The following is a 26,819-nucleotide window of genomic DNA, read 5'->3' as shown; positions in this document are numbered from 1 at the left end:
GGCCATGGAACAATCTGTAGCGGTTTTCGGCGAAGCACTGGTGGACGATTTCAGCACCCGGCGGGTGATCGGCGGCGCGCCGTTCAACCTCGCCCGGCACCTGGCCGGCTTCGGCCTGCCCGTCACGATGGTCACCCGGATCGGCACGGACGACAACGGCGCCCTGATCCGCAACGAATTCACGCGCTACGGCATGTCCGGCGCGGGCCTGCAGACGGGTACCGGCGAGCCGACCGGCAGCGTGCGCGTGGAAGTGGGGTCCGACGGCAGCCACCGCTTCACGATCATGCCCGACCAGGCCTATGACCGCATCGACGGCGTTGCCGCGCTGGCCGCCGTGCAGGCGGCCCGTCCCGGCATCTTCTGTTTCGGCACGCTGGCGCAGCGCGACCCGGTGTCGCGTGCCGCCCTCCACGGCTTGCTGGAGCAGACCGAAGCGGTACGCTTCCTCGACCTGAACCTGCGCGCCGGCCACGTGGACGAAGCCATCGTGTTCGATTCGCTGCAGCAGGCCGATATCGTCAAGGTCAACGAAGAAGAGCTGCAGCAGCTGTTCAAGTGGTACTGCCACACCTGCCCGGACACGGTCAACATGGAATGCATCTCGGTCGATACCGAGTGCCGCGCGATGATGCACAACTTCTCGCTGTCCGCGCTGGTGGTCACGATGGGCGCGCGCGGCGCGCTGTACCTGTCCGCCGATGGCGCGCACCTGGCCGACCATGGCACGGGCAGCAGCGATTGCTTCGTCGATTCGGTGGGGGCGGGTGATGCGTTCAATGCGGTGTTCCTGCTGGGCCGGCTGCGCGGCTGGACGATGGAACGGACCCTGGCGCGCGCGAACGCGTTCGCGGCGGCTTCCTGCGGCTATGCGGGCGCGGTGCCGCAGGACCTGTCGTGCTACGCCCGCTGGCTCGATGAGTGGTCGCGCGAATCGGTCGACGCGTGAAGCAGGTCGACTCGTGGAGCAAATCCGCGCGTGGAGCAAGTCGACGCGTGGAGCAAGTCGACGCGTGAACCAGTGAATGGATGAACGGGGGAGCGTAAAAGCCGGCCGGGGCGGGCGCCCGGGCCGGCGTGAAGATCAGTGCGCCTCGTCGGCGGCCGCCATCTGCGTCTGCAGGTAGTTCTGGATGCCGACCTTGCCGATCAGGTCCAGCTGGGTTTCCAGGAAGTCGATGTGTTCCTCGGTATCTTCCAGGATTTCCAGCAGCAGGTCGCGCGACACGTAGTCGCCCACTTTTTCCGCCTGGGCAATGCCTTCCTTGACCGTGACCTGGGCGCCGCGTTCCAGCTTCAGGTCCGCTTCCAGCATTTCCTGGGTGTTTTCACCGATCAGCAGCTTGTGCAGCGCCTGCAGGTTCGGCAGGCCGTCCAGCATCAGGATGCGGTCGATCAGCTTGTCGGCATGCTTCATCTCGCCGATCGATTCCTCGTATTCCTTCTTCGCCAGCTTGGCAAAGCCCCAGTGGCGGTACATCTTCGCGTGCAGGAAGTACTGGTTGATCGCGGTGAGCTCGTTCGTCAGCTGTGCATTCAGCAGCCGGATCACGTCTTTATCGCCCTTCATGGGGAAACCTTTTCTTGGTGATTATCAGTCGTGACATTCTGCCACAGAAAAGCTACAAACCCAAGGCAAACCACTTGCATTCGTGGTCAAAATGGTGTAAATGGCGTTGCGAAAGCAAATGAAAACCATTATCATTCACGTTTTATGTCAACGCAACAATAAGGAAAACATGTCGTTCATCAAGAGCCGCAAGCATTCGCCAGCCACGCTCGCCGCCATCGCCACCCTGGCGATGCCGCTCGCACTGCATGCTGAAGTCAATGCCGCCAGCGCCGAGCCGGTCGCCCAGCAAGGCGACAGCAAGATGCCGGAAGTGACCGTCACCGGCCGCGCCGCCAACAACGAATTCCAGATTCCGCAGCGTTCCGCATCCGACAAGTTCACGGCGCCGCTGCTCGACACCCCGAAATCGGTGACCGTCGTGCCGAGCGAAGTGATCGCCCAGACCGGCGCGACGTCGCTGGCCGATGCGCTGCGCACGGTGCCCGGCATCACGATGGGCGCGGCCGAAGGCGGCAACCCGGTGGGCGACAACCTGTTCATCCGCGGCTACAACGCCCAGACCGACACGTATATCGACGGCATCCGCGACAGCGGCTCGCAATCGCGCGAAGTGTTCGCGATCGAGCAGGTCGAAGTCGTCAAGGGCCCGAACTCCGCCTACGGCGGCCGTTCCTCGGCCGGCGGCGGCGTCAACATCGTCAGCAAGACGGCCAAGCTGGACAACTTCTACAACGGCAGCGTGGGCTTCGGCACCGACAACTACAAGCGCGTGACGGCCGACATCAACCGCCAGATCGGCACCGATTCGGCGTTCCGCCTGTCCGTGATGGGCCATGAGAACGACGTGCCGGGCCGCGGCCCCGTGGGCGGCGACCGCTGGGGCATCGCGCCCACGATCGGCTTCGGCCTGTCGGGCCCGACCCAGGTCAACCTGTCCTACTACCACATGGAATCGAGCGAGCTGCCCGATACCGGCATCCCGTTCAACAATCCCATCGGCAGCGGCCCCAACGTGGCAAAGAACGGCAACGGTACGCCGCTGTCCGTGCCGCGCGACAGCTTCTGGGGGCTGACCAACCGCGATTTCCGCGACACCGAGACCGATATCGCCACGGTCGACGTCAAGCACGACTTCGGCAACGGCCTCACGCTGCGCAATGTGACGCGCTACGGCAAGACCAGCCAGGATTACGTGTGGACCCAGCCGGACGATTCGAAGGGCAACGTGGTCCTGTACGGCACCGTGTGGCGCCGCGCCAATACGCGCGTGACGGAAACGGAAACGCTGGCCAACAGCACCGCGCTGTCCGGCGAAGTCCGTACCGGCACCCTCAAGCACAACTTCAGCACCGGCATCGAGTTCTCTCGCGAGGACACCGACCGCGGCACCTACCTCTTCACGCCGGGTACCGACAACCTGCTGACGAAAAACACCACGTGCGCAACGTCCGGCGCGGCAACGGGCTACAACTGCGCGCCGCTGGTGGGCGCCAACGCGAACGATCCATGGGTCTACGAACGCGCGCTGTCGCCGGCGAAATCGGGCATCCGCACCAACACCCGCGCCGTGTATGCGATCGACACCATCGAGTTCACGCCGCAGTGGCTGCTGAACGTGGGCGTGCGCTGGGACGACTACCGCTCCGTGCTCGATACACCGCAATACACGCTGAACGGCAAAACCACGCCTGCCGTGCATGCCGAGGCCAACGCCACGTTCACCAACTACCAGGCGGGCCTGGTCTGGAAGCCGGCCGCGAACAGCAGCGTGTACCTGTCGTACGGCACCTCGTCCACGCCACCCGGCAACGATGCCGGCGACGGCCTGGATGGCCTGTCGGTCGCCGTCCAGTACCTGAAGCCGCAGGAAAGCCGCAACTTCGAACTGGGCACCAAGTGGGAAGTGCTGGCGCGCCGCCTGTCGCTGTCCGCCGCGCTGTTCAGGAGCGACATGAACAACGCCCGCGTGACGGCGCCGGACGGCACCACGCAGAACGTCGGCGAGAAGAGCGTGCGCGGCTTCGAGCTGGGCGCTTCGGGCAGCATCACCAATGCCTGGCAGGTGTTCGGCGGCTATACGTGGCTCGATGGCCGCGTCGACGACAACGGCTTCACGAACACGGCGCCGAACGGTGCGCCGGCCGTGTGGGTCCCGTCGCCGTTCAACGGCAACGTGTTCCCGACCACGCCGAAGCACAGCGCCTCGCTGTGGACCACCTACAAGGTGCTGCCGAACCTGACGGTGGGCGGCGGCCTGACCTCGATGTCGAAGGTGTACGCCAACGTCAACAACAACAAGTGGGCGCCGGGCTATACCCGCTTCGACGCGATGGCGAACTACATCCTCAACCCGAACATCAGCCTGCAGCTGAATGTGCAGAACCTGTCGGACAAGCTGTACTTCGACAAGGTCTCGTCGCCGCACTATGCGGGCGTGGGGGCCGGCCGCAGCGCGTCGCTGACCGCCAGTTTCAAGTACTGAGGATAGCGGCGTGATACTGCACATCCCCGGCGTGCTGACGCCCGAGCAAGTCCGACAGTTCCGCGACCGCCTCGCGCAGGCCGACTGGATCGACGGGCGCGCCAGCGTCGGCTCGCAGGGGGCTGCAGTCAAGCGCAACCGCCAGCTGGCGGAAGGTGGTCCGCTGGCCGTCGAGCTGGGCAATATCGTTGCCCGCGCCCTGACGGCCAATCCGCTGTTCTTCGCGGCGGCCTTGCCGCTGCGGATCCTGCCGCCGTACTTCAACGGCTATGCCGGCGGCGAAACGTATGGCGACCATATCGACGGCGCCATCCGCGTGGCGTCGCCCGGTGCGGCGCCCCTGCGGGCGGACGTGTCGACCACGGTCTTCCTGTCCGATCCCGATGAGTACGATGGCGGCGAGCTGGTCGTCACGGATGCGTATGGCACGCACGAGGTCAAGCTGCCGGCCGGCGATGCGATCCTGTATCCGTCGACCACCGTGCACCGCGTGGAACCGGTGACCCGCGGCGAACGGCTGGCCTCGTTCCTGTGGACGCAAAGCATGGTGCGCGACGACTGGAAACGCACCATGCTGTTCGAGCTGGACCAGAACATCCAGGCCCTGCGCGCCGCCCATGGCGACAGCGCCGCCACCGTCGGGCTGACCGGGCACTATCACAACCTGTTGCGGATGTGGGCGGAGACATAGAGCAGCTGGTGTCGGACATTATTCCTGGGCGCTTCATCAGGAAAAGTGCCAGACACCGGTTTTTTCCCGATGCGGCGGTGCAGGTGGCTGGACATCAGGGGCCGACGCCAGCCAGAAAGCAAAAAGGGGACAGGCCTGCGGCCTGTCCCCTTTTTTCATCGCTCGAACGCTTACGACAGCTTGAAGTTGATCGGCACCAGCACATACACCGGCACCGCCTTGCCATCTTCCATGTAAGGCTTGAACAGGCTGCGCAGCGCAGCCTGGCGGCCGGCTTCGTCGAGGTTGGCGGAACCGGACGTTTTCTGCACCGTCACCTGTTCCGGGTTGCCTTTCTCGCCGACCAGCACGCGCAGCGTGACGACACCCGTTTCGCCCAGGCGCCTGGAGATCGATGGGTAGATCACCTGCGGCGGCCTGACGTATTCCACGCCCGTGACCAGCTTCGGCGCGGCGGGAGCCGGCGGCGCCGCTACCGGCGGCGCGGGTGGCGCGGGCGCGGCGGCCACGGTCGGCGCGGCTTCGGCGGGCTTCACCGGTGCCGGCGGCACGGTGATCGTGTTTTCGATGACGATCGGCAGCTGCGGAATCACCGGCGTGAACACGGGCGGCGGCTTGATGGCCACTTCGACCACCTTCGGCGGCGCGGGCGGTGCCGGCGGGGCGGGTGGTGCGACGAAGGTCACGTCGACGATCTGCGGCATCTTCTTCACCGCATCCATCACCATGCCATTCTGCATGGCCCAGAAACCGGCCAGGTGCAGGGCGACGATGATGGCGATCTTGCCGGACCTGTTACGGCTGCTGCCGAGAGTGAAGTCCTGGGGTGCCGCGATCGCCGCGGCAGGCGGAGTGGACGTAGGCCGGCGCGGGCTCTGAAAATCCAGCCCGAGCGGCGGCACGCCTGGCCGGGAAAGGCCGGGCAGGGTTTGCATGGTATTCCTCAGGTAGTGAGGGTGGGGCGCTTCAGAACCGTTTCCTGGAGCGGCGCGGCCACGTGTTCATTCAGCACTTCAACGGCATAGTCCAGGCAATTCCCGCAGCACGTGGAAACACCCAGTGCCTCGCGCAGCCCGTCCATGGTGCTGATACCAAGGTCGATGGCTTGACGGATTTCGCGATCGGAGATGTTGTTGCAGATGCAGACGATCATTGAAACACCTTCTGGCTGGTTTGACGGAAACCGCCCCACGGCGGTCTCATCAAGAAAGGGGGCAAAAAGAGGGGCCGGGAACCCGTCGCTATCGATGGGTGGTTACTCTGCCAATCTTGCCGTCTTCTTAATGAGAATCATTATCATTACGTTTCCTATTTTGCCGCAACACCGCGTACAATGCAAGCGTTACCTGCAAATACAAACCATTCGCATTAGCCTCTATAATGAACAGATTGATTTTCCTCAGAGAACTGCCATGACTTCTGCCCCCTCCCCGATCAATCTGGACGCGCTGGCGACCGGGAAAAGTGGCACGGTGGTGCGCGTCGCGCCGGGGAATCCGGCCGATCACGAGGATGGCGCCGACCTCGCGCGCCGCCTGATGGAACTGGGCTTCGTGCCCGGCGAAAAAATCCGCATGCTCAAGCGCGGCATGCCGGGCGGCGAGCCGCTGGCGGTCCGGGTCGGCAACTCGACCTTTGCGTTGCGCCGCTTCGAAGCGGCCCTGGTTGCGGTCCAGCCCGACTCAGTCCAGCCCGACGCAGTACAGCCCGCCGCAGTGCAGCTCTGATTACGAGGTTCTAGATAGCATGGGTGTTACCGAGAAAGTGGCGCAGGCCGTGAGCCGTGCGCCGATGATTGCTTTGCTGGGCAATCCGAACTGCGGCAAGACGGCGCTGTTCAACCGCCTGACGGGCGCGCGCCAGAAGGTGGCGAACTACGCGGGCGTGACGATCGACCGCAAGGAAGGGCATTTCACGTCCCCCGAAGGGCATGCCTTCCGCGTGCTCGACCTGCCGGGCGCGTACAGCCTGAAGGCGCAGACGCCCGATGAGGAAATCACGCGCGACGTGGTGGCCGGCCTGCGCGCCGGCGAAACGCCACCCGACCTGGTGGTGTGCGTGGTCGATGCCACCAACCTGCGCCTGAACCTGCGGCTGGTGCTGGAAGTGCAGCGCCTCGGCCTGCCCATGATCCTGTGCCTGAACATGATGGACGTGGCACGGCGCCGCGGCGTCACGATCGATGCCGAAAAGCTGGCGCGGGAACTGGGCATGACCGTCGTCGAGACGGTGGCGGTGCAGGGCGGCGGCGAGAAGTCGCTGCTGCGCGCGCTGGATGAACTGGGGCCCGTGCCCGCCACGAAGGCGCGGCCGCTGGCCGCCATCGAGGCGGTATCGGTCGAGGATACCCAGCGCGAAGTGCGCCGCATCCTTTCCGTGGCCACCAACAATATCCAGGGCAGCGACAGCAGCACGGACAAGATCGACAACGTGGTACTGAACCCGTTCGCCGGCCCGGTCATCCTGGCCGTGCTGATGTTCCTGATCTTCCAGGCCGTGTTCAGCTGGGCCGAGGCACCGATGGGCATGATCGAAGGCTTCTTCGGCGCCGTCGGCGAAGCCGTGCAGGGCGTGATGGCCGAAGGCGTGCTGCGCAGCCTGCTGGTCGATGGCGTCATCGCCGGCGTCGGCGGCGTGATCGTGTTCCTGCCGCAGATCCTGATCCTGTTCTTCTTCATCCTCGTGCTGGAGGATTGCGGCTACCTGCCGCGCGCGGCTTTCCTGCTCGACCGGCTGATGGGCGGCGTGGGCCTGTCGGGCCGCGCCTTCATTCCGCTGCTGTCGTCGTTCGCCTGCGCGATCCCCGGCGTGATGGCCGCGCGCACGATCCAGAACCCGCGCGACCGGCTGGTGACGATCATGATCGCACCGCTGATGACCTGCTCGGCGCGCCTGCCCGTGTATGCGCTGCTGATCGCCGCCTTCATCCCGGACCGCGAAGTGGCCGGCCTGTTCAACCTGCAAGGCCTGGTGCTGTTCGTGCTGTACTTCGCCGGCATCGTCTCGGGCATGGCGGTGGCGTGGGTCATGAAGCGCACCATGGGCGCCCAGCGCAAGCATGCGCTGATGATGGAACTGCCGAACTACCACCTGCCGAACCTGCGCAACCTGGCCATCGGCCTGTGGGAACGCGCCAAGATCTTCCTGCTGCGCGTGGGTACGCTGATCCTGACGCTGACGATCCTGCTGTGGGCGCTGTCGAGCTTCCCCGGCGCGCCGGAAGGCGCCACCCAGCCGCCGATCTACTACAGCGTGGCCGGCATGATCGGGCGCGCGCTGGAATTCGTCTTCGCGCCGATCGGCTTCAACTGGCAGATCTGCATCGCGCTGGTGCCGGGCATGGCCGCGCGCGAAGTGGCCGTGGGCGCGCTGGGCACCGTGTATGCGCTGTCCCAGACCGGCGACGAAGTCGCCACGGCGCTGGCGCCGCTGCTGGCCAGCACGTGGTCGATGGCCACCGCGCTGTCGCTGCTGACGTGGTATGTGTACGCGCCGCAGTGCCTGGCCACGCTGTCGGTGGTCAAGCGCGAAACGGGCCACACCCGCTATGCGCTGATGATGGCCGGCTACATGTTCGGCCTGGCCTACGCCGCTTCGTTCATCGTTTACCAGACCGCCCGCCTGATGGGGGCATGAGGAGTTCGCCATGTGGCAGGAACTGATCGTTACGCTGATCGTCATCGCCGCCTTGCTGCAGGCGTGCCGGAAATGGCTGCCCGCCGCGTTGCGGCAGCGGATGGTGTACGCGCTGTCGAAGAAAGGCTTCGACCAGGACAGGCTGGCGAAACTGTTCAAGGTGCAGTCGGACTGCGGCAGCGGCTGCGGGTCGTGCGGCTCGTGCGACACCACGCCGGCCCCCATCGATACCTCGAACGACGGCGGCGCCACGCGGCGCGTGATCATGCTGAACGTGCAGCGCTGATTGCGATGCTGCCTGAATGAGAAACCCGGGTGCGTCCCGGGTTTTTTCATGGGCGCCCGCGTGCTGGTGTCGGACACCGGCCATCAGGTCAGGCGACCCAAGGGCAAATTCCGGGGTCAGACCCAGCGGGTCCGACCCCAGCCTTCGCTGCTGGGTGAACGCGTGCGCTTTCGATGTGTTGGATGACGGTTAACTTAACTCCAATTGTGTCGGACACCTGAAGGTGTCCGACACCAGCGCGCGAACGCCATCGCAGGACGACCATGCCCGCTCGACCACTGTCGAACCACGCAAAAAAACGCCACCCGAAGGTGGCGCAAGGTCTGAAGGATAAAGCGATGAAACTCTGTACTGCCGGCAAAAATCAGAAGCGGAAGTTCGCCGTCAGGCTGGCCGAGCGCGGGTTGCCCGGAATGTAGCGGTAGCCGCTCTTGTTGATGGACGCCACGTATTCCTCGTCCGCCAGGTTGTACACGTTCAGGCGCAGGTCGACGTTTTTCGTGAGGGCATACGATGCCATCGCGTCCGCCACCCAGTAGCCCTTGGCATAGGCCGGCGTGCCCACCGAGCCGTCGGTGCCGCGCAGCAGCTTGCCGTTGTGGCGCACGCCGCCACCGATCGTCAGGCCGAACGGGAAGCTGTAGGTGGTCCAGCTCGTGAAGGCGTTCTTCGGCGTGTAGTTCAGCGCATCCTCGCCGCTGGCCGTCACCGCGCGGCCCGCTTCCACGCTGGTCTTCATGTGGGTGTAGCCGGCGCTGACCATCCAGTTCGGCGTGATCTGGCCCTGCACGCCCAGCTCGATGCCCTCGACGCGCTTCTTGCCGGTCTGGTAATACACGTTCGCATCGGTCGGATCCTGCTCGACTTCATTCTTCACGTCGGTGCGGTACAGCGCGGCGGTGAAGGCCAGCTTCTGCTCCAGCAGGTCCCACTTGGTGCCGATTTCCTTGGTGACCGTTTCCTGCGGATCCCATACCGGATTGGCGGCGCTGCTCGCGGCGGTGGACAGGCTGAACGTGGCGCCGCCCGGCGGCTGCTTCGAACTGGCCACGGTGGCGTACACGCTGCTGTTGGCGGTCGGCTTGTACAGCACCGACAGCTTGCCGGTCGTCAGCGTATCGCTGTCGCTCAGCACCGTCGGCACGAACACGTTGTTGGCCAGCGTGATGGCGACGTAGTCGAAGTTGTAGTGGTCCACGCGCACGCCGCCGTTGACGATCCACTGCTCGCCGATCTTGATGGTGTCGAACAGGTACAGTGCCTGCGTGTCGGTGCCGCCCTGGGCGCCGGCGCCCGTGCGCACCGGTGCCAGACCCGTGATCGGGGCACCCGGGTTCGGCGCATACAGCGGCGTATCGGTCAGCGCGCCGCCGCCGGCGCGGCTGTACGAGTTCTGCTTCTCGTCGATGAATTCCAGGCCGCCCACGACCGTGTGCTGGAGGCCGCCAGCGGTCACGTCCCACGTCATCACGGTCTGGTTGGCAACGATGCGGTTCTCGACATCCTTGAACGTGCGTGTGGTGCGCTTCAGCAGCCAGGTCGACGGATCGGCCGGGTCCGGCGTGATCAGGTTGGACGGCGTCGTGACACCGTTGGCATTCGTGCTGGTGGCGTTCGCCATGAACGAGGTCAGCAGGTAGTCCTGCCTGGTCTTGCCGTAGCGGGAGGTGTTCTGCAGGCGCAGGTTCGGCGAGAAGTCGTGGTCGATGCGCACGGTGGCCATGTCGGCCGTCACGTCGTCGTGGTCCGTCACGTGGCCATAGAAGCCTTCCGGATCGACCATCGGCGCGCTGTTCAGGAATTCGCGGCGCAATGCCGGGTTGGCGTTGCGGCTGTCCGGGCTGGTGTAGCCGGGCAGGCCGATGGTAGGCACGCCGCCGTCGGGAACGTTGTCCTGCTTGATGTGCAGGTAGGACAGGTGCGCGCGGGTCTTGCCGCCCAGGCCGAAGGCGATCGTCGGCGCCACGCCCCAGCGCTTGTTCTTCACCACGTCGCGCGCGGCACTGCCCGAATCCTGCGCCATCACGTTGAGGCGGAAGGCGATGCCGTTCTCCGTGTTCAGCACGCGGTTGACATCGGCCGTGGCGCGCTTCTGGCTGCCGCTGCCGCCGGTCAGCGAACCGGACACCGCGTTTTCCAGGTTGGCCTGCTTCGATTGCAGGTTGACCGAACCGGTCGGCGCGCCGCGGCCCGTATCGGTGCCGGCCGGGCCTTTCAGCACGTCGATCTGTTCGATGTTGAAGACGTCGCGCGAGATCGAACCGATATCGCGCACGCCATCGACGTGGATGCTGGTGGAGGTGTCGAAACCGCGCAGGAAGATCGCGTCACCCGTGTTCGTATTGCCGTTTTCGCCCAGGAAGAACGTGCCCACGCCCGGCGTGTTGCGCAGCGCCTCGGTCAGCGTGGTGGCGTTCTGCTGCTGGAACAGTTCCTTCTTGATCACGGTGATGGTCTGGGGCGTATCCACCAGCTTTTCCGTGTATTTCGGCGAGGACGCCCGTTCCGCCTTGAAGTCGTTTTCTTTGCTTGCCTCGGCAACCACTTCGGCCATCTGCTTTTCCTGCGGATCGGCCGCGTGCGCGGCGGCGGCCGGCAGCAGCAGCGAGGCCAGTACAGTGCTCATCTGCAAACGGGAAGGGTGCTTACGACTCTTAATCTGGGTCATTTCTCGACAGGTCCGTGTAAGTTTTTGTAAAGACTGTCGAGTCTAGCAATTGTGGCAAAGTATGTAAACGAGAATTGTTATCATTCGCATTCTTGGTAGCGCTAGATGTGGCTTCCGTGCTGCATGGAAGTGCTAAGCTGGCGGTTTTCGGCAACCAGGCCACACATGATCACTGTCCACCACCTGAATAATTCCCGCTCGCAGCGCGTGCTGTGGCTGCTGGAGGAACTGGGCCTGCCTTACCAGGTCGTACGCTACCAGCGCGATGCCCGCACGATGCTGGCGCCACCGGAACTGAAAGCGGTGCACCCGCTGGGCAAGTCGCCGGTGATCGTCGATGGCGACTGCACGGTGGCCGAATCCGGCGCGATCATCGAGTACCTGATGGATCAGTATGATGATTGCGAACCGCGTGGGAGCGAAACTCGGCAGGGCCGCCTGCGGCCGCCGGCGCGCACGCCGGAAAAGCGCCGCTGGACGTATTTCCTGCACTACGCGGAAGGGTCGATGATGCCGCCGCTGCTGATGAAGCTGATCTTCGACCGGGTGGAAACGGCGCCCGCGCCGTTCTTCGTGAAGCCGATCGCCCGCGGCATCGCGCAAAAGGTGAAGAGCACCTACATCCTGCCGCAGATCCGCCAGCACCTCGATTACCTGGAGGGCGAACTGGGCCGGCACGAGTGGTTTGCCGGCGATGCGTTCAGCGCGGCCGATATCCAGATGAGCTTTCCCCTCGAAGCGGCGGCGTCGCGCGGCGGCCTCGATGCGGCCAGCCACCCGAAGCTGGCGGCTTTCCTCGAACGCATCCATGCGCGGCCCGCCTACCAGCGGGCGCTGGAACAGGGTGGGCCATATGAACTGCTGCGCTGAGGCGTGCGGTAGAATCGGAATTTTGCCATGGGACGCCTGCTTGCCATCGACGGCCTGAACATCGTGCGGCGCGTGTACGAAGCCAGCCCGGAGCCCGACTCCGACCTGAAGGCCGAGATCGCGCTGCGCCATGCCCTGAATTCCTTCCGCACGCTGATCAACGGCCACGAACCCACGCATGTGCTGCCGGCCTTCGACTTCGGCGGGAGCACCTGGCGGCATGTGCTGTACGGCGGCTACCGCGAATCGCGTGCGCCGATGCCGGCCCCGCTGCGCGAGGCGCTGCCGGGCTTTTATGCGAGGCTGGAAACGTTCGGGCTGCGTCCTGTCTCGCTGCCCGGCGTGGAGGCGGACGATGTGATCGGCACGGTCGTCATGCGCTGGCTCGGCCAGAACCGGGGCGAGGCTGTCGTGGCCACCACGGACAAGGACCTGCACTGCCTGATCGCCCATGGCGCCCGCGTGTGGGACCACTTCAAGAGCGAATGGCACGACCACGCCTGGGTGGAGAACAAGTGGGGCGTGCCGCCCGCCCAGCTGCCGGACCTGCTCGCGCTGATGGGCGACGCCACGGACAGCATTCCCGGCGTCTCGAAGGTGGGGTTGAAGACGGCGGCGAAGCTGTTGCGCACCTATGGCTCGCTGGATGCGATCATGGCCGGCGCCGGCATCCTGAAGGATGCGGTCGGCGAGGCGCTGCGCAAGGAACGGGAGATGCTGTATCTTTCCCGCCAGCTCGTGGAGCTGAAGACGGACGTCACGGTCGGCGTGAGCTGGAATATGCTGGCCTGGGAGCGGTGAGGGAGCAGTGAAGGAACGGCAATGAGAAGGAAAGAACGACAATGCTGAAGGCAGTGATCATCGATGGCAGCGCGGTCGCACGCGGCCTGCTCAATACAGTGCTGATGGATGGCGGCTACGACGTGGTCGGCCAGGCGCACACCTGCGCGGCGGGCACCGCGCTGCTGATCAAGTTCAACCCGCAGATCGTCTGCATCAACCGCGACCAGATCGAGCAGGATGTGCCCGGCGTGGAAGCCATGCGCCGGCAATGGCCGAAGGCGCTGATCTTCATGGTTTCCAGCGAGTTCGACGCCGCCACCGTGCAGAAGGCGCACGCGATGGGCATCAACGGCTTCATCGTCAAGCCGTTCAACGCGGGGACCGTGCTGAAGACGATCCGCAATACCGTGATCGCGATGGTGAAGCGCCAGCAGAAGGCGCAGGAAGAAAGCGGCGGGCAGGAGCCGGCGGCGGAGTAACGGACTGAAGCCCGCGCGCTAGCGACGCAAAAGTACAACCCCAGGTGCAAGCCCTGGGGTCAGACCCGCTGGGTCTGACCCCGGAATCTGCCGTTGGGTTGAAGCGGCAGCCTGTGGCACCTCCAAAATCAGGCGCCCCGCGGCCCGGCGATGATGCCGCCGCCCAGGCACACGTCGCCGTCGTACAGCACGGCCGACTGCCCCGGCGTCACGGCCCATTGCGGGTCCATGAACGACAGCGCGAATTCGCTGGCACCGGCAGGCGCCACGTCGCAGGCCACGTCGGCCTGGCGGTAGCGCGTCTTGGCGGCGATGCGGCCTGCCTCGGGCGGCACGCCGGCGATCCAGCTGGCCTGGTCCGCCGCCAGGTCCGGCGACAGCAGCCACGGGTGATCGTGGCCCTGCACCACCCACAGCGTGTTGGTCGCCACGTCCTTGCGGGCCACGTACCACGCGTCGCTGCTGCCGTCTTCCCTCTGGTAGCTCTTCACGCCGCCGATGCCGATGCCCTTGCGCTGGCCCAGCGTGTAGAACGACAGGCCGACGTGCTCGCCGACGACCTTGCCGTCCGGCGTCTTCATCGGTCCCGGCTTGTACGACAGGTAGCGGTTCAGGAATTCGCGGAACGGCCGCTCGCCGATGAAGCAGATGCCGGTCGAATCCTTCTTGGCCGCATTCGGCAGCTTCAGCTTCTCGGCGATCTGGCGCACTTCCGTCTTGGGGATCTCGCCCAGGGGAAACAGTGTCTTCGAGAGCTGCGCCTGGTTCAGGCGGTGCAGGAAATAGCTCTGGTCCTTCGTGTGGTCGACCGCTTTCAGCAGTTCATGCGTGCCGGTGGCGGCATTGTGCCGCACGCGCGCATAGTGGCCGGTGGCGATCAGGTCGGCGCCCAGCAGCATGGCATGGTCGAGGAAGGCCTTGAACTTGATTTCGGCGTTGCACAGCACGTCCGGATTCGGCGTGCGGCCAGCCTGGTACTCGCGCAGGAATTCGGCGAAGACGCGGTCCTTGTACTCGGCGGCGAAGTTCACGGCTTCGATGTCCACGCCCACCACGTCGGCCACGCTGGCCGCGTCGATCCAGTCCTGGCGGGTGGAACAGTATTCGGAATCGTCGTCGTCTTCCCAGTTCTTCATGAACAGGCCCACCACTTCATAGCCCTGTTCCTTCAGCAGCCATGCCGACACCGAGGAGTCCACGCCGCCGGACATGCCGATCACGACTTTTTTCTTGCTCATTTCATCAATCCGTTGTGATTACACTTCCTCGTAGACCGAGACATGTGTATGCAGCAGTTCAAGCGGCGCGCGCTTGCCCGCCAGGTATTCGTCGACGCACGTCATCAGCAGCGGGCTGCGATGACGCTCGCGGCACGCGGCGATTTCGTCGCGCGTCAGCCACATCGTGCGCAGGATGCCGTCGTCCAGCGGGCGCTCCGGGTGAAATTCCCCAGGCTCGCCGCAGAACGCAAAGCGCAGGTAGGTCACCAGTTCGCCGGTGCGTGCCGAGCGGTAGCGCGACATGTACATGCCCACCAGCGCCGTCGGCGTGAAGTCGTAGCCGGTTTCCTCGAGCGTTTCACGCACCACGGCTTGTTCCAGCGATTCGAGCGGGTCCAGGTGGCCGGCTGGCTGGTTCAGGCGGATGCCGTCGCTGGTTTCTTCTTCGATCAGCAAGAACTTGCCATCGCGTTCGATGACGGCGGCAACGGTCACATTGGGTTTCCAGGTACGCGGCATGGGGGTCATCCTTGAAAGAGCCGGTATTTTAGCCTGTTCCGCCAGGACACATGTGACTGCCGCGTGACACCGCACGACACTTGTTGTCGGTAAGCCGACGTTGACTTATGAAAAAGATTATTCGACAAGATTTCCGTGCTAGTGTTGAGCCAGTCCCGATTCAACCTGCAGTCAGTCTCGCACTCTCACTCTATCTATAACACCGGAGGCGTTTCATGAGGATAGGAATACCGGTCGAAACGCGGCCGGGCGAAACACGCGTCGCCGCGACGCCCGAAACGGTCAAGAAACTCGCAGGCAAGCACCAGCTGGTCGTCCAATCGGGGGCCGGCATGGCCGCTTCCATTCCCGACGATGCCTATGCCGCTGCCGGCGCCACGATCGCCGGCGCGGCCGAAGCCTACGGCAGCGACATCGTGCTGAAGGTGCGCGCGCCGGATGACGGCGAACGGGCCCTGATGCGATCGGGCTCGGTGCTGATCGGCATGCTCAACCCATTCGATACCGGCAACATCGAGGCCATGGCCGGCGCCGGCCTGTCCGCCTTCGCACTGGAGGCCGTGCCGCGCATCACCCGGGCCCAGTCGATGGACGTGCTGTCGTCCCAGGCCAACATCGCCGGCTACAAGGCCGTGATGGTGGCGGCCAATACCTACCAGCGCTTCATGCCGATGCTGATGACGGCCGCCGGCACCGTGAAGGCCGCGCGCGTGCTGATCATGGGTGTCGGCGTGGCCGGCCTGCAGGCGATCGCCACGGCCAAGCGGCTGGGCGCCGTGATCGAGGCTTCCGACGTCCGCCCGCCCGTCAAGGAGCAGGTCGAGTCGCTCGGCGCGAAATTCATCGACGTGCCTTTCCTCACCGACGAGGAAAAGGAAATCGCCCAGGGCGTGGGCGGCTATGCGCGGCCGATGCCGGCCGACTGGATGCGCCGCCAGGGGGAACTGGTGCACGAGCGCGCGAAGGCGGCGGACATCGTCATCACCACCGCGCTGATCCCCGGCCGCAAGGCGCCGGTGCTGATTTCGGAAGAAACCGTGCGGGCCATGAAACCGGGTTCCGTGATCGTCGACCTGGCGGTGGAGCAGGGCGGCAACTGCCCGCTCTCGGAGCTGGGCCGCACGGTGGTCAAGCATGGCGTGCACATCGTCGGCGAACCGAACCTGGCTTGCCTGGTGGCGGCCGACGCCTCGGCGCTGTATGCCCGCAACGTGCTCGACTTCCTCAAGCTGATCATCGACAAGGACGACCGGCTGGCGATCGACCGCGAGGACGAGATCATCAAGGCCACGCTGGTGGCGCATGGCGGAGAAGCGCTCAGGAAATAAGGGCGCGCCGTGTGCGTGAGCCACGCCATCGTGGAAGTGAGCCACACCAACATCGAAACAGGGAGACCGCCGTGGAAGTGAGTCACACCATCATCGAATCAAGGAGACCGTCGTGGAAGTGAGTCACACCATCACCAATTTGATCATCTTCGTGCTGGCCATCTACGTGGGCTACCACGTCGTCTGGAACGTGACGCCGGCGCTGCATACGCCGCTGATGGCCGTCACCAACGCGATCTCGGCGATCGTCATCGTCGGCGCCATGCTGGCCGCCGGGCTGACCGAAGGCCTCATCGGCCAGGTCGCCGGCACCGTGGCGGTGGCGCTGGCGGCCGTCAACGTGTTCGGCGGCTTCCTCGTCACGCGCCGCATGCTCGAAATGTTCCGGAAGAAGGACAAGAAGGAAGGGGGCAAGTGATGGCCTTCATCTCCATGAACCTGGTGACGATGCTGTACCTCGTCGCTTCCGTGTGCTTCATCCAGGCGCTCAAGGGCCTGTCGTCTCCCGCCAGCGCGCGGCGCGGCAACGCCTTCGGCATGGCGGGCATGGCGATCGCCGTGCTGACGACGATCGCGCTGATCGCGAAACTGCAGGCCGACAGCGCGAACGCCGGCAACGGCGGGGGCGGCATGGGCTTCGGCCTGGTTGCCCTGGGCGTCATCGTCGGCGGCGCGATCGGCGCATATCTCGCGAAAACCGTCGAGATGACGAAGATGCCGGAATTGGTGGCGGCGATGCACTCGCTGATCGGCCTCGCCGCGGTCTGCATCGCCGTGGCCGCGGTATCGGAACCGCAGGCCTTCAACATCGCCGCGCCGGGCGAGGCGCTGCCGCTGGGGAACCGCATCGAACTGTTCATCGGCACCTTCGTCGGCGCCATCACGTTCTCCGGTTCCGTCATCGCCTTCGGCAAGCTGGCCGGCAAGTACAAGTTCCGGCTGTTCCAGGGCGCCCCAGTGGTGTTCGCCGGCCAGCACGTGCTGAACCTGATACTGGCGCTGGTGATGGTCGCGCTGGGCCTGGCCTTTGTGTTCGCCGATGGCGTGGAGCCGGCATGGACGCCGTTCGTGATCATGACGGCGATCGCCTTCGTGCTGGGCGTGCTGATCATCATCCCGATCGGCGGGGCGGACATGCCCGTGGTGGTCTCCATGCTGAACAGCTACTCCGGCTGGGCGGCGGCCGGCATCGGCTTTTCGCTGAATAATTCGATGCTGATCATCGCCGGTTCCCTGGTCGGCTCGTCGGGCGCGATCCTGTCGTACATCATGTGCAAGGCGATGAACCGCTCGTTCTTCAACGTGATCCTGGGCGGCTTCGGCGGCGAGGCGACGGCGGCCGGCGGCGGCGGCGCCCAGGTGGCGCGGCCGGTGAAATCCGGCTCGGCCGACGACGCGTCTTTCCTGATGAGCAATGCGGAAACCGTGATCATCGTGCCCGGCTACGGGCTGGCCGTGGCGCGCGCCCAGCACGCGCTGAAGGAGCTGGTGGAAAAGCTCACCGAGCATGGCGTGACCGTCAAGTATGCGATCCACCCGGTGGCGGGCCGCATGCCGGGCCACATGAACGTGCTGCTGGCTGAAGCCGAGGTGCCGTACGACCAGGTGTTCGAGATGGAGGACATCAACGGCGAATTCGCCCAGGCCGACGTAGCGCTGATCCTGGGCGCCAACGACGTCGTCAACCCCGCCGCCAAGGACCCGAAATCGCCCATCGCCGGCATGCCGATCCTGGAAGCCTTCAAGGCCAAGACCGTGATCGTCAACAAGCGCTCGATGGCGTCCGGATACGCGGGCCTGGACAACGAGCTGTTCTACATGGACAAGACGATGATGGTGTTCGGCGACGCCAAGAAGATCATTGAGGAGATGGTGAAGGCGGTCGGCTAGTTTTCCAGCATTCCCGCCAGACGTTGGCGCTGCCGGCACATGCTGCCGCCAGCGCCGATTTTTTTTGGTGGCGCGAAACGAATTCCTGTATGATTTCGCCAGAATGGTAACGTTTCCATCTGGCGCCGTCATAGGGGAGGAAGGCATGGCAGGTTCAACTTCGAGGCACTGGCCGACAGTGTCGCTGCTTGCGCCGTTGCTGGCCTTGTGCGCGGCCGGCGCGCAGGCGCAAACGGTGCAGGCATGGATCACCAGCGGCGACCAGTCGCGGCTGATGCAGCGCGGCCCGGATACGAAGTTCGGCAAGGCGCCCGGCGAGCCGCTCATCGTCGATGTCGATCCGGCCCGCCGCTTCCAGCAGGTCACCGGGTTCGGCGCGTCGATCACCGACGCCTCGGCCCACCTGATCCAGCAGAGGATGACCGCGCCGCAGCGCGAAGCCCTGTTGGCCGAGCTGTTCGGCGCGCCACCTGCGGGGCTGGGCTTGTCGTTCACGCGCCTGACGATCGGCGCCTCCGACTTCTCGCGCACGCACTACAGCTTCGACGACATGCCGCCCGGCGAAACCGATCCCGGCCTGGCGCGCTTCTCGATCGAACCGAACCGCGCCGACGTGCTGCCGGTGGTGAAGGCCGCGCTGGCGATCAACCCGCAACTGAAGGTGATGGCGTCGCCGTGGAGCGCGCCGGGATGGATGAAAAGCACGGACAGCCTCATCCAGGGCACGCTGAAGCCCGAGGCATTCGCGCCGTTCGCCGCCTACCTGTCGAAATACGTCGCCGCCTACCGCGCCGAAGGCGTGCCGATCTTCGCGCTCACGCTGCAGAACGAGCCCCATTTCGAACCGAAGGACTATCCCGGCATGCGCGTCGATCCCGGCAAGCGCGCCGCGTTCATTGGCAGCCATCTCGGCCCTCTACTGGCGAAGGAGCACCCGGGCGTGCGCATCCTCGACTGGGACCACAACTGGGATGAGCCCGGCTCCCCGGCCGCCGTGCTGCGCGATCCGGTGGCCGCCAGGTACGTGGCCGGCGTGGCCTGGCACTGCTATGGCGGCGACGTGCGCGTGCAGGCCGCGCTGCACGACACATGGCCGGACAAGGAAACCTGGTTCACCGAGTGCTCGGGCGGCGGCTGGGCGCCGGACTGGTCGAACAACCTGATGTACTTCACGCGCACGCTGGTGATCGGCACCACGCGCGGCTGGGCCAGGGGCGTGCTGCTGTGGAACCTGGCGCTGGACGAGAACGGCGGGCCGCACCTGGGCGGCTGCGGCAACTGCCGCGGCGTGGTCACGATCGATTCGCGCACCGGCGAAGTCACGCGCAACGTCGAATACTATGCGCTGGCCCATGCCAGCCGCTTCGTGCGGCCCGGCGCGCGGCGCGTGTGGTCCAGCAGCGGCTATGCGGACCTGGACACGGTGGCCTTCCGCAACGCGGATGGCACGCTGGCGCTGCTGGTCGTCAATTCGGCCGATGCGCCGCGCCGCTTCGCCGTGCGCCAGCGCGGCCGTGCCGGCAGGTCGTTCGCCTACGACCTGCCGGCACGGAGCGTGGCGACCTTCGCCTGGCGCCAACCGTGAGCGGGGGCGGGCAATACAGTATGCTTGCGTGATTACAGCACGATAGGAAAACGTAGTGGCAACCATCAAGGACGTGGCCCGGCTGGCGGGCGTGGGACTCGGCACGGCATCGCGCGTGGTCAGCGGCAAGGGCGCGGTATCGCCGGCCACGCAGGCCAAGGTGCGCGCGGCGATCGAAGCGCTGGATTTCCGGCCCTCGCACGCGGCGCGCGCGCTGCTGTCCGGCTATTCGAAGATGATCGGCGTGTATATCCCGATCCTGAAAGGCACGTTCTACACGCCGATCCTGCAGATGATCGACATCGAGCTGCGCGCCAACGGCCTGCACATGGTGGTGGCGTTCGGCGTGGGACAGGGTGACGCGTTGCGCCAGGCGGTCGAAGGCATCGAGTTCCTGCTGGAGCGCGGCTGCGACGGCATCATCTCGATGAGCAACATCCTTGGCGACGAGGATATCGCGGCGCTGGGCGCGCGGGGCGCCAACATCGTGGTCGTCAACAACGCCACCAGTGGGCTGGGCGAACAGGCCTTCCAGGTCGACCACCGCAAGGGAGGCGCGCTGGCCGCGGAAACGCTGCTGGCGCAAGGGCACCGCCAGATCGCCGTGATCTCCGGCCCGGCGGACGCGCCGGACAACGTGGAGCGCGTCGACGGCTTCCTCAAGGCGCTGAAGAAGGCCGGCATCGATACCGGCGGGCTGTGGATCGCCGCGAGCGACTTTTCGCCGGAAGGCGGGTTCGCCTGCGCCAGGGAATTGCTGGCATCGAAATACGCCTTCACGGCGCTGTTTTGCGCCAACGACGAGATGGCCGTGGGGGCGCTGTCGCACTTCCAGGAAGCCGGCATCGCCGTCCCGCGCGACGTATCGGTGCTCGGCTACGACGACACGCCCAGCGCCGAGTTTTCCGCGCCGCGGCTCACGTCCGTGCACATTCCGTGGCGCGACGTGGTGAAGGCGGGCCTGAACGCGCTGCTGAACCGTTGCTACGATGGCGACCGGCCGGTGGCGCGGCGCTACCCGATCAGTGTCACGCATCGCGCCTCGCTGGGGCCGGCGCCGGCGCCCAAGGTGCGCAAACGCGGCAAATAGGAGATGGCGGGCGGGGCGGCGTGCCGGTTTGGCGCGTCATTTTGCGCGCCATTTTTTCGTGACGATATGGAAAGCTTTCCATGCTGTTTCAATGTCATTTTCATTCATGCAGGAACTGGAGGAGACGATGCGAAAGCACATGATGGCGGCGCTGATCGCCACGGCCGCGCTGATGCCGGCGGCGCAAGGCGCGCCGGCCTGGGCGCCACTGCCGATGCTGCACACCGAAGGCACGAAGTGGGTCGGCGCCGACGGCCGGCAGGCGATCCTGCGCGGTACCAACCTGGGCAACTGGCTGATCAACGAGTTCTGGATGATGGAGCTCGACAAGTCCAGCGGCGTCGAAGACCAGTGCACGCTCGAGGCGGTGCTGGACAGGCGCTTCGGCCATGCGGAACGGGAGCGGCTGTTCAAGGTGTTCCGCGAGAACTGGATCACCACCCGCGACTGGGACCTGATGCAGCGGCATGGCCTGAACGTGGTGCGGCTGCCGTTCATCCACAGCGTGATCGAGGACGAAAAGAAGCCGCGTACCCTGCGCGCCGACGCATGGCGCTACCTCGACGACGCGATCGACCAGGCCGAGAAGCGCGGCATGTACGTGGTGCTCGACCTGCACGGCGCCGCCGGCAGCCAGGGCATCGAGCACCACAGCGGCTGCGCCGGCCGCAACGAATACTGGAGCGTGCCGGACAACCAGGCGCGCACCGAATGGCTGTGGCGGCAGATCGCCACGCGCTACCGGGACCGCGGCGCCGTGGCCGGCTACAGCGTGCTCAATGAACCGTGGGGCACCGATCCGGACACCATGGCGGCCAATGTGCGCCGGCTGTACCAGGCGATCCGCGCCGTCGATCCGAACCACGTGATCATCCTGCCCGGCCACAGCAAGAACGGCATCGATGCGTATGGCAAGCCCGCCGATCACGGCATGCGCAACGTGGCCTTTGAAATGCACCCGTATCCCGGCCACTTCGGCTGGGGCAAGCCCGGCCTGAAAGTGCACCGCGACTGGCTCGCGTGCGCTCCCGGCGAAGGCGACACGGTATGCAAATGGGATGAGCGGCTGCGCCGGCTGGACACCGCGTTCTTCATCGGCGAGATGCAGCCATGGGCCATGATGGGCCTGGAGCTGGGCGGCCAGGTCGCGCGCGCCTCGTTCGACACCTATGCGAAGTACGGCTGGGCCGCCACCGCATGGTCGTGGAAGGTCGTCACGCAGCAGGGCGGGCAGGGCAACGGCAAGTGGGGCTTCGTGACCAATGCGGCTGTTGCGGCTGTTGCGGCCGTTGCACCGCCGGCTGCGAAAGCGCCGATCGTGTTCACCAGCGCGCCGAAAGCCGACATCGAAGCGCTGTTCCGTTCGTTCGGCACGCAACCCTATGCACTGCACGAGCCACTGCTGCGCTGGCTCACCACTTCGACTCCCCGCGACATCCGAGAAATCCATGACCAATAACGTACACGACACCGCGCTGGCGCGCGGCGGCTTCCCCGCCGATTTCATCTGGGGTACTTCCACGTCTTCCTACCAGATCGAAGGGGCCCGCCATGAAGATGGCCGCGTCGACTCGATCTGGGATACCTTCAGTGCCCAGCCGGGCCGCATCCGCGACGGTTCCAGCGGCGCCATCGCCTGCGACCACTACCACCGCTGGCCGGAAGACCTCGACATCGCGCGCGGCCTCGGCACCAACGCCTACCGTTTCTCGATCGCCTGGCCGCGCATCTTCGGCGCCGGCGGCGCGCCGAACACGAAAGGCCTCGACTTCTACGACCGCCTGGTCGACGGCATGCTGGCGCGCGGCCTGCAGCCGTGGCCCACGCTGTACCACTGGGACTTGCCGCAGGCGCTGCAGGACCGTGGCGGCTGGATGGCGCGCGACATCGTCCACCATTTCACCGACTACGTGGATGCCGTCACGCGCCGGCTGGGCGATCGCGTGCCGCAATGGATCACGCACAACGAGCCATGGTGCACGGCGATGCACGGGCACATGGATGGCATGCATGCGCCGGGCATCCGCGACGTGGCGTCGGCGCTGCAGGCCAGCCACCATGTGCTGCTGTCGCACGGCCTGGCGGTACCCGTCATCCGCGCCAACGTGCCCGGTGCCCGCGTCGGCGCGGCACTGAGCCTGCATCCGATCCGGCCTGCCACCGACAGCCCCGAGGATATCGCCGCCGCGAACCGGCACGATGGCTTGCGCAACCGCTGGTTCCTCGACCCGCTGTTCGGCAAGGGCTATCCGCGCGACGTGCTGGAGGCTGTGCGCGATGCGGCGCCGCGCATCGAGGCCGGCGACCTGGAAGCGATCGCCGCGCCGACCGACTTCACGGGACTGAACTACTACTTCCCCGAAGTGATCGCGGCCGCGCCGGGCGAAGGGCCGCTGCACGCGCGGGTGGTGCACCGCGAGGGCGTGGAACGCACGGCGTTCGGCTGGGAAGTGGCGCCGGAAGGCATGGCGCGGCTGCTCGAACGCATCCACGCGGAATACAGGCCGAAGGCGATCTACGTGACGGAAAACGGCTCGTGCTACGACGACGCGGTGGAAGACGGGCAGGTGCACGATGCACAGCGCACGTCGTACCTGGCGCGGCACCTTGCCGCGCTGAAGGACACCATCGCGCAAGGCGTGCCGGTGGCCGGCTACTTCGCCTGGAGCCTGCTCGACAACTTCGAATGGGCGGAAGGCTACACGCGCCGCTTCGGCCTTACCTACGTCGATTTCGCCACCCAGCAGCGCATCCTCAAGGACAGCGGCAAGTGGTACCGGGCCTTCCTGGGCGGTACCCCGGCCGTGTCGAAATTCCCACAAGCGTGAAGTTCCGTTGACAAGAAAATCAGCCCGCCGCGATAATTGCCGGACAAATTGGTAACGTTTCCAATCAGGTGGATGGAAGCGATATAAACCAGTCCGGAAGCCGGGAAAACCGGAGGGCTGATAACGACAATGGAGACCACGAGATGACACACTTCCCGCAACGACAGGCGTTCTGCCTGACTCCCATGGCCGCCGCGATCGCCGCTGCCGCGCTGCTGCTCGCCACCGGCGCAGGCGCGCAGCAAACCGCCACGGCGACCGGCGAAACGGCGGCCACCGAAGGCGTCGTGCCATCGGTGGTCGTGACCGGCATGCGCCGCAGCATCGAGAACTCGATCGCCATCAAGCGCGATGCCGATTCGATCGTCGAAGCCGTGACGGCCGAGGACATCGGCAAGCTGCCCGACATGTCGATCGCCGAATCGATCGCGCGCCTGGCCGGCCTGACGGCGCAGCGCGTGGAAGGCCGCGCGCAAGTCATCTCGATCCGCGGCCTGGCGCCGGACTTTTCCGGCACCCTGCTGAACGGCCGCGAGCAAGTCTCCACCAGCAACAACCGCGGCGCCGAATACGACCAGTATCCATCGGAGCTGATCAACGGCGTCACCGTGTACAAGACGCCGGAAGTGTCGCTGATGGGGCAGGGCCTGTCCGGCACGGTGGACCTGCAGACGGTCCGGCCGCTGGACATGCCGGGCCGCACGATCGCCATCAACGTCCGCGGCGAAAAGAATTCCAATGGCAAGCTCAACGAGGGCGTCTCCGACCGCGGCGGCCGCCTGTCGATCTCCTATGTCGACCAGTTCCTGAACAATACCGTCGGCGTGGCCGTGGGCTTCGCGCACCTCGATGCGCCGGGCCAGCAAAAGGAATACAAGTCATGGTGGTGGGGCGCCGAGAACAACCTGGGGCCGGCCAACCAGGACGTGATCGCGCTGAAGGGTGCCGAAGTCACCGCCACCTCGCGCGAGATGGTGCGCGATGGCCTGATGGCCGTGCTGGAATACCGGCCGGACCGGAATTTCCGTTCCGCGCTGGACCTGTACTACTCGCAGTTCGACCAGAAGACCACGATGCGCGGCGCCATGTGGAATTCCCACCAGTGGAGCAATATCGCCTACCGCGATCCCGTCATCGACACCATCGGCGGCACGCGGCTGCTGACCGGCGGCACGCTGGTGAACCTGGAACCGATCCTGCGCAACGACTACAACGAGCGCAAGGACAAGCTGGCCGCCTTCGGCTGGAACAACCGCTACAAGCTCGATCGATGGTCGTTCGAGGGCGACCTGTCGTACTCGCATGCGAAACGCCGCGAGCAGGTGCTGGAAACCTATGCGGGCCTCGGCCCTGCGAACTCGGGCATCACCGACAACAACTTCAAGTTCAGCATCCCGGTCGGCGCGGGCCTGCCGGTGTTCACGCCGTCGGTCGATTTCACCAACGCGAACCTGATGCGGCTGGCCGACGTGGGCGGCTGGGGCAAGGATGCCGACCTGCACCAGCCCCGCGTGGAAGACAAGCTGGGTGCGCTGAAGCTGGGCGCCAAGCGCGACCTGGAGGGCTTCCTGCGCTACGTGGAAGGCGGCCTGTATTTCAGCAAGCGCGAAAAGGAACACGGCGACACCAACCATTACTACTTCCTGAAGAATGGCCGCGCCCCGGCCCTGGTGTCGCAAGACCTGCTGCGGCCTTCCACCTCGCTGGCGTTCGGCGGCATTCCCGCCGTGATCAGCTACGACGTGATGGGCGTGCTGGGCAAGTACTACGACCGGCAGCCGGCGCGGCCGGACGACCAGGCGCTGCAGGACTGGGGCGTGACGGAAAAGACCTCGACGGGATTCGCCAAGGTGGGCATCGACACGGAGCTGGGTCCGGTGCCGCTGCGCGGCAACATGGGCGTTCAGGCGGTGCACGTGAACCAGGAATCGCGTGGCGTGGCCGTCGTCGGCGGGCAGCTGAAGGCAATCAGCGGCGGCGCCAGCTATACCGACTACCTGCCCAGCATGAACCTGATTTTCGACCTGGGCCGCTGGAGCGATGCGTGGACCGTGCGTTTCGGCGCCGCGAAGACGCTGGCGCGCCCGCAGATGTCCGACATGCGGGCCGGCGTGGCCGGCGGCGTCAGCCAGACCACGTTCGAATGGAGCGGCAGCGGCGGCAATCCGCAGCTGGAACCGTGGCGCGCGAATTCCTATGACCTGTCGATGGAAAAATACTTCGGCAAGCGCAGCTACATCGCCGGCGCCTACTTCTACAAGAAGCTCAAGACGTACATCTACAACCAGCAGACCGCCCACGACTTCACCGGCTTCCCGAATCCCTCGACGGTGGAACCGATCACCAACATCGGTACCCTGAACCGCCCGGCCAACGGCGCCGGCGGCATGGTGCGCGGCGTGGAACTTTCCGGCTCGCTGGAAGGCGGCATGTTCTGGGACCCGCTCGACGGCATCGGCCTGATCGCCAGCGTATCCGGCACGGAAAGCTCGATCCACCCGAACGGCCCGGGCACGAAGGAAAAGTTGCCCGGCCTGTCCGGCGTGGTGCGCAACATCACGCTGTACTACGAGAAGCACGGCTTCTCGACCCGCGTGAGCCAGCGCTACCGCTCCGCCTACCGGGGCGAAGTCACCGGCCTGTTCGCGCAACGCTCGTTCAGTGAAATCCTGGCCGAGAAGCAGATCGATTTCCAGATCGGCTACGCGATCGAGCAGGGGCCGTACAAGGGCCTGTCGTTCCTGCTGCAGGTGAATAACCTGAACAACGAACCGTACCAGACGCGCCAGGGCGACCCCTTCGCCAGCGGCGCCTATGCGCCGGAACGCTACACCACGTACGGCCGGCAGATGCTGCTCGGCCTGAACTACAAACTTTGAACTTTACAAGCT

Annotated in this window: 23 protein-coding genes; 17 read left to right on the top strand and 6 right to left on the bottom strand. The window is 65.5% G+C overall.

From position 1 onward, the window contains the following. The first annotated feature begins 4 nt into the window (after window positions 1-4). The gene (locus OU994_RS31105; RefSeq protein WP_281609042.1) at window positions 5-949 is read left to right on the top strand and encodes a PfkB family carbohydrate kinase; all 945 of its coding nucleotides are present in this window, start codon (window positions 5-7) and stop codon (window positions 947-949) included. A gap of 135 nt (window positions 950-1,084) precedes the next feature. Here OU994_RS31105 and bfr read toward each other — a convergent pair whose 3' ends face one another. Beyond that, on the bottom strand, window positions 1,085-1,570 hold the full coding sequence (gene bfr, locus OU994_RS31100) for a bacterioferritin (protein WP_131143582.1): 486 nt from the start codon (window positions 1,568-1,570) through the stop codon (window positions 1,085-1,087). A gap of 169 nt (window positions 1,571-1,739) precedes the next feature. Here bfr and OU994_RS31095 point away from each other — a divergent pair, with 169 nt between their 5' ends. Both OU994_RS31095 and OU994_RS31090 read left to right on the top strand, forming a co-directional pair. Next, a complete protein-coding gene (locus OU994_RS31095; protein WP_281609041.1) occupies window positions 1,740-4,055 on the top strand; it encodes a TonB-dependent siderophore receptor in 2,316 nt (771 codons plus the stop codon). Window positions 4,056-4,065: 10 nt separating this feature from the next. Beyond that, the gene (locus tag OU994_RS31090) at window positions 4,066-4,746 is read left to right on the top strand and encodes a Fe2+-dependent dioxygenase (RefSeq protein ID WP_281609040.1); all 681 of its coding nucleotides are present in this window, start codon (window positions 4,066-4,068) and stop codon (window positions 4,744-4,746) included. 170 nt (window positions 4,747-4,916) lie between these two features. On the opposite strand, the gene OU994_RS31085 is transcribed toward OU994_RS31090, so the two are convergent. Beyond that, window positions 4,917-5,681: an energy transducer TonB gene (locus OU994_RS31085; RefSeq protein ID WP_131143585.1), complete on the bottom strand. Its 765-nt coding sequence runs from the start codon at window positions 5,679-5,681 to the stop codon at window positions 4,917-4,919. An 8-nt stretch (window positions 5,682-5,689) separates the two neighbouring features. After that, entirely contained in the window at window positions 5,690-5,899 is a 210-nt protein-coding gene (locus tag OU994_RS31080; RefSeq protein WP_131143586.1) for a bacterioferritin-associated ferredoxin, read from the bottom strand. Here OU994_RS31080 and OU994_RS31680 point away from each other — a divergent pair. Genes OU994_RS31680 through OU994_RS31065 form a run of 3 tightly spaced genes read left to right on the top strand, consistent with a single transcriptional unit; the run spans window position 5,886 to window position 8,668 of the window. After that, window positions 5,886-6,473 (top strand): FeoA family protein, encoded by a 588-nt coding sequence (locus OU994_RS31680; protein ID WP_307731777.1) that lies wholly within the window; start codon window positions 5,886-5,888, stop codon window positions 6,471-6,473. The two genes, OU994_RS31080 and OU994_RS31680, sit on opposite strands and share 14 nt — an antisense overlap. A 19-nt stretch (window positions 6,474-6,492) precedes the next feature. Next, window positions 6,493-8,382 carry a ferrous iron transporter B gene (locus OU994_RS31070; RefSeq protein WP_281609039.1) on the top strand — a complete coding sequence of 630 codons (1,890 nt, stop codon included), beginning with the start codon at window positions 6,493-6,495 and terminating at the stop codon, window positions 8,380-8,382. Between the two features lie 10 nt (window positions 8,383-8,392). Then, a complete protein-coding gene (locus OU994_RS31065; RefSeq protein WP_281609038.1) occupies window positions 8,393-8,668 on the top strand; it encodes a DUF6587 family protein in 276 nt (91 codons plus the stop codon). A gap of 364 nt (window positions 8,669-9,032) precedes the next feature. On the opposite strand, the gene OU994_RS31060 is transcribed toward OU994_RS31065, so the two are convergent. Further along, the gene (locus OU994_RS31060; RefSeq protein WP_281609037.1) at window positions 9,033-11,336 is read right to left on the bottom strand and encodes a catecholate siderophore receptor Fiu; all 2,304 of its coding nucleotides are present in this window, start codon (window positions 11,334-11,336) and stop codon (window positions 9,033-9,035) included. A gap of 165 nt (window positions 11,337-11,501) precedes the next feature. Here OU994_RS31060 and OU994_RS31055 point away from each other — a divergent pair, with 165 nt between their 5' ends. The 3 genes from OU994_RS31055 to OU994_RS31045 are packed head-to-tail and all read left to right on the top strand — an operon-like array spanning window position 11,502 to window position 13,468. Then, window positions 11,502-12,206 carry a glutathione S-transferase family protein gene (locus OU994_RS31055; RefSeq protein ID WP_281609036.1) on the top strand — a complete coding sequence of 235 codons (705 nt, stop codon included), beginning with the start codon at window positions 11,502-11,504 and terminating at the stop codon, window positions 12,204-12,206. A 27-nt stretch (window positions 12,207-12,233) separates the two neighbouring features. Next, entirely contained in the window at window positions 12,234-13,007 is a 774-nt protein-coding gene (locus tag OU994_RS31050) for a 5'-3' exonuclease H3TH domain-containing protein (protein ID WP_281609035.1), read from the top strand. Window positions 13,008-13,048: 41 nt separating this feature from the next. Then, the gene (locus OU994_RS31045) at window positions 13,049-13,468 is read left to right on the top strand and encodes a response regulator (protein ID WP_281609034.1); all 420 of its coding nucleotides are present in this window, start codon (window positions 13,049-13,051) and stop codon (window positions 13,466-13,468) included. Between the two features lie 128 nt (window positions 13,469-13,596). Here the strand turns inward: OU994_RS31045 and mnmA are convergent, their stop codons facing one another. Together mnmA and OU994_RS31035 are read right to left on the bottom strand one after the other, a co-directional pair. Then, window positions 13,597-14,715 (bottom strand): tRNA 2-thiouridine(34) synthase MnmA, encoded by a 1,119-nt coding sequence (gene mnmA / locus OU994_RS31040; protein WP_307731949.1) that lies wholly within the window; start codon window positions 14,713-14,715, stop codon window positions 13,597-13,599. A gap of 9 nt (window positions 14,716-14,724) precedes the next feature. After that, entirely contained in the window at window positions 14,725-15,207 is a 483-nt protein-coding gene (locus OU994_RS31035) for an NUDIX hydrolase (RefSeq protein WP_131143593.1), read from the bottom strand. A gap of 215 nt (window positions 15,208-15,422) precedes the next feature. Here OU994_RS31035 and OU994_RS31030 point away from each other — a divergent pair, with 215 nt between their 5' ends. From OU994_RS31030 to OU994_RS30995, 8 genes are all read left to right on the top strand, one after another. Then, window positions 15,423-16,535: a Re/Si-specific NAD(P)(+) transhydrogenase subunit alpha gene (locus OU994_RS31030; RefSeq protein WP_281609032.1), complete on the top strand. Its 1,113-nt coding sequence runs from the start codon at window positions 15,423-15,425 to the stop codon at window positions 16,533-16,535. A gap of 112 nt (window positions 16,536-16,647) precedes the next feature. Further along, complete coding sequence (locus OU994_RS31025; RefSeq protein WP_281609031.1) at window positions 16,648-16,953, top strand: proton-translocating transhydrogenase family protein; 306 nt, start codon at window positions 16,648-16,650, stop codon at window positions 16,951-16,953. Next, complete coding sequence (locus tag OU994_RS31020) at window positions 16,953-18,425, top strand: NAD(P)(+) transhydrogenase (Re/Si-specific) subunit beta (RefSeq protein WP_281609030.1); 1,473 nt, start codon at window positions 16,953-16,955, stop codon at window positions 18,423-18,425. The genes OU994_RS31025 and OU994_RS31020 overlap by 1 nt, the downstream gene beginning before the upstream one ends. Window positions 18,426-18,570: 145 nt before the next feature. Further along, window positions 18,571-20,010 carry a glycoside hydrolase family 30 beta sandwich domain-containing protein gene (locus OU994_RS31015; RefSeq protein ID WP_281609029.1) on the top strand — a complete coding sequence of 480 codons (1,440 nt, stop codon included), beginning with the start codon at window positions 18,571-18,573 and terminating at the stop codon, window positions 20,008-20,010. A gap of 55 nt (window positions 20,011-20,065) precedes the next feature. Further along, a complete protein-coding gene (locus tag OU994_RS31010; protein ID WP_281609028.1) occupies window positions 20,066-21,100 on the top strand; it encodes a LacI family DNA-binding transcriptional regulator in 1,035 nt (344 codons plus the stop codon). Between the two features lie 127 nt (window positions 21,101-21,227). Next, on the top strand, window positions 21,228-22,559 hold the full coding sequence (locus tag OU994_RS31005) for a glycoside hydrolase family 5 protein (RefSeq protein WP_281609027.1): 1,332 nt from the start codon (window positions 21,228-21,230) through the stop codon (window positions 22,557-22,559). Further along, window positions 22,549-23,928: a GH1 family beta-glucosidase gene (locus tag OU994_RS31000; protein ID WP_281609026.1), complete on the top strand. Its 1,380-nt coding sequence runs from the start codon at window positions 22,549-22,551 to the stop codon at window positions 23,926-23,928. Before OU994_RS31005 ends, OU994_RS31000 begins: the two co-directional genes overlap by 11 nt. Before the next feature lie 143 nt (window positions 23,929-24,071). Next, a complete protein-coding gene (locus OU994_RS30995; RefSeq protein ID WP_281609025.1) occupies window positions 24,072-26,807 on the top strand; it encodes a TonB-dependent receptor in 2,736 nt (911 codons plus the stop codon). Window positions 26,808-26,819 lie beyond the last annotated feature (12 nt).

Source organism: Pseudoduganella sp. SL102 (assembly GCF_027856995.1).
Taxonomy (GTDB): Bacteria; Pseudomonadota; Gammaproteobacteria; order Burkholderiales; family Burkholderiaceae_D; genus Rugamonas; species Rugamonas albidiflava.
This window is presented reverse-complemented; position numbering and strand designations above follow the sequence as displayed.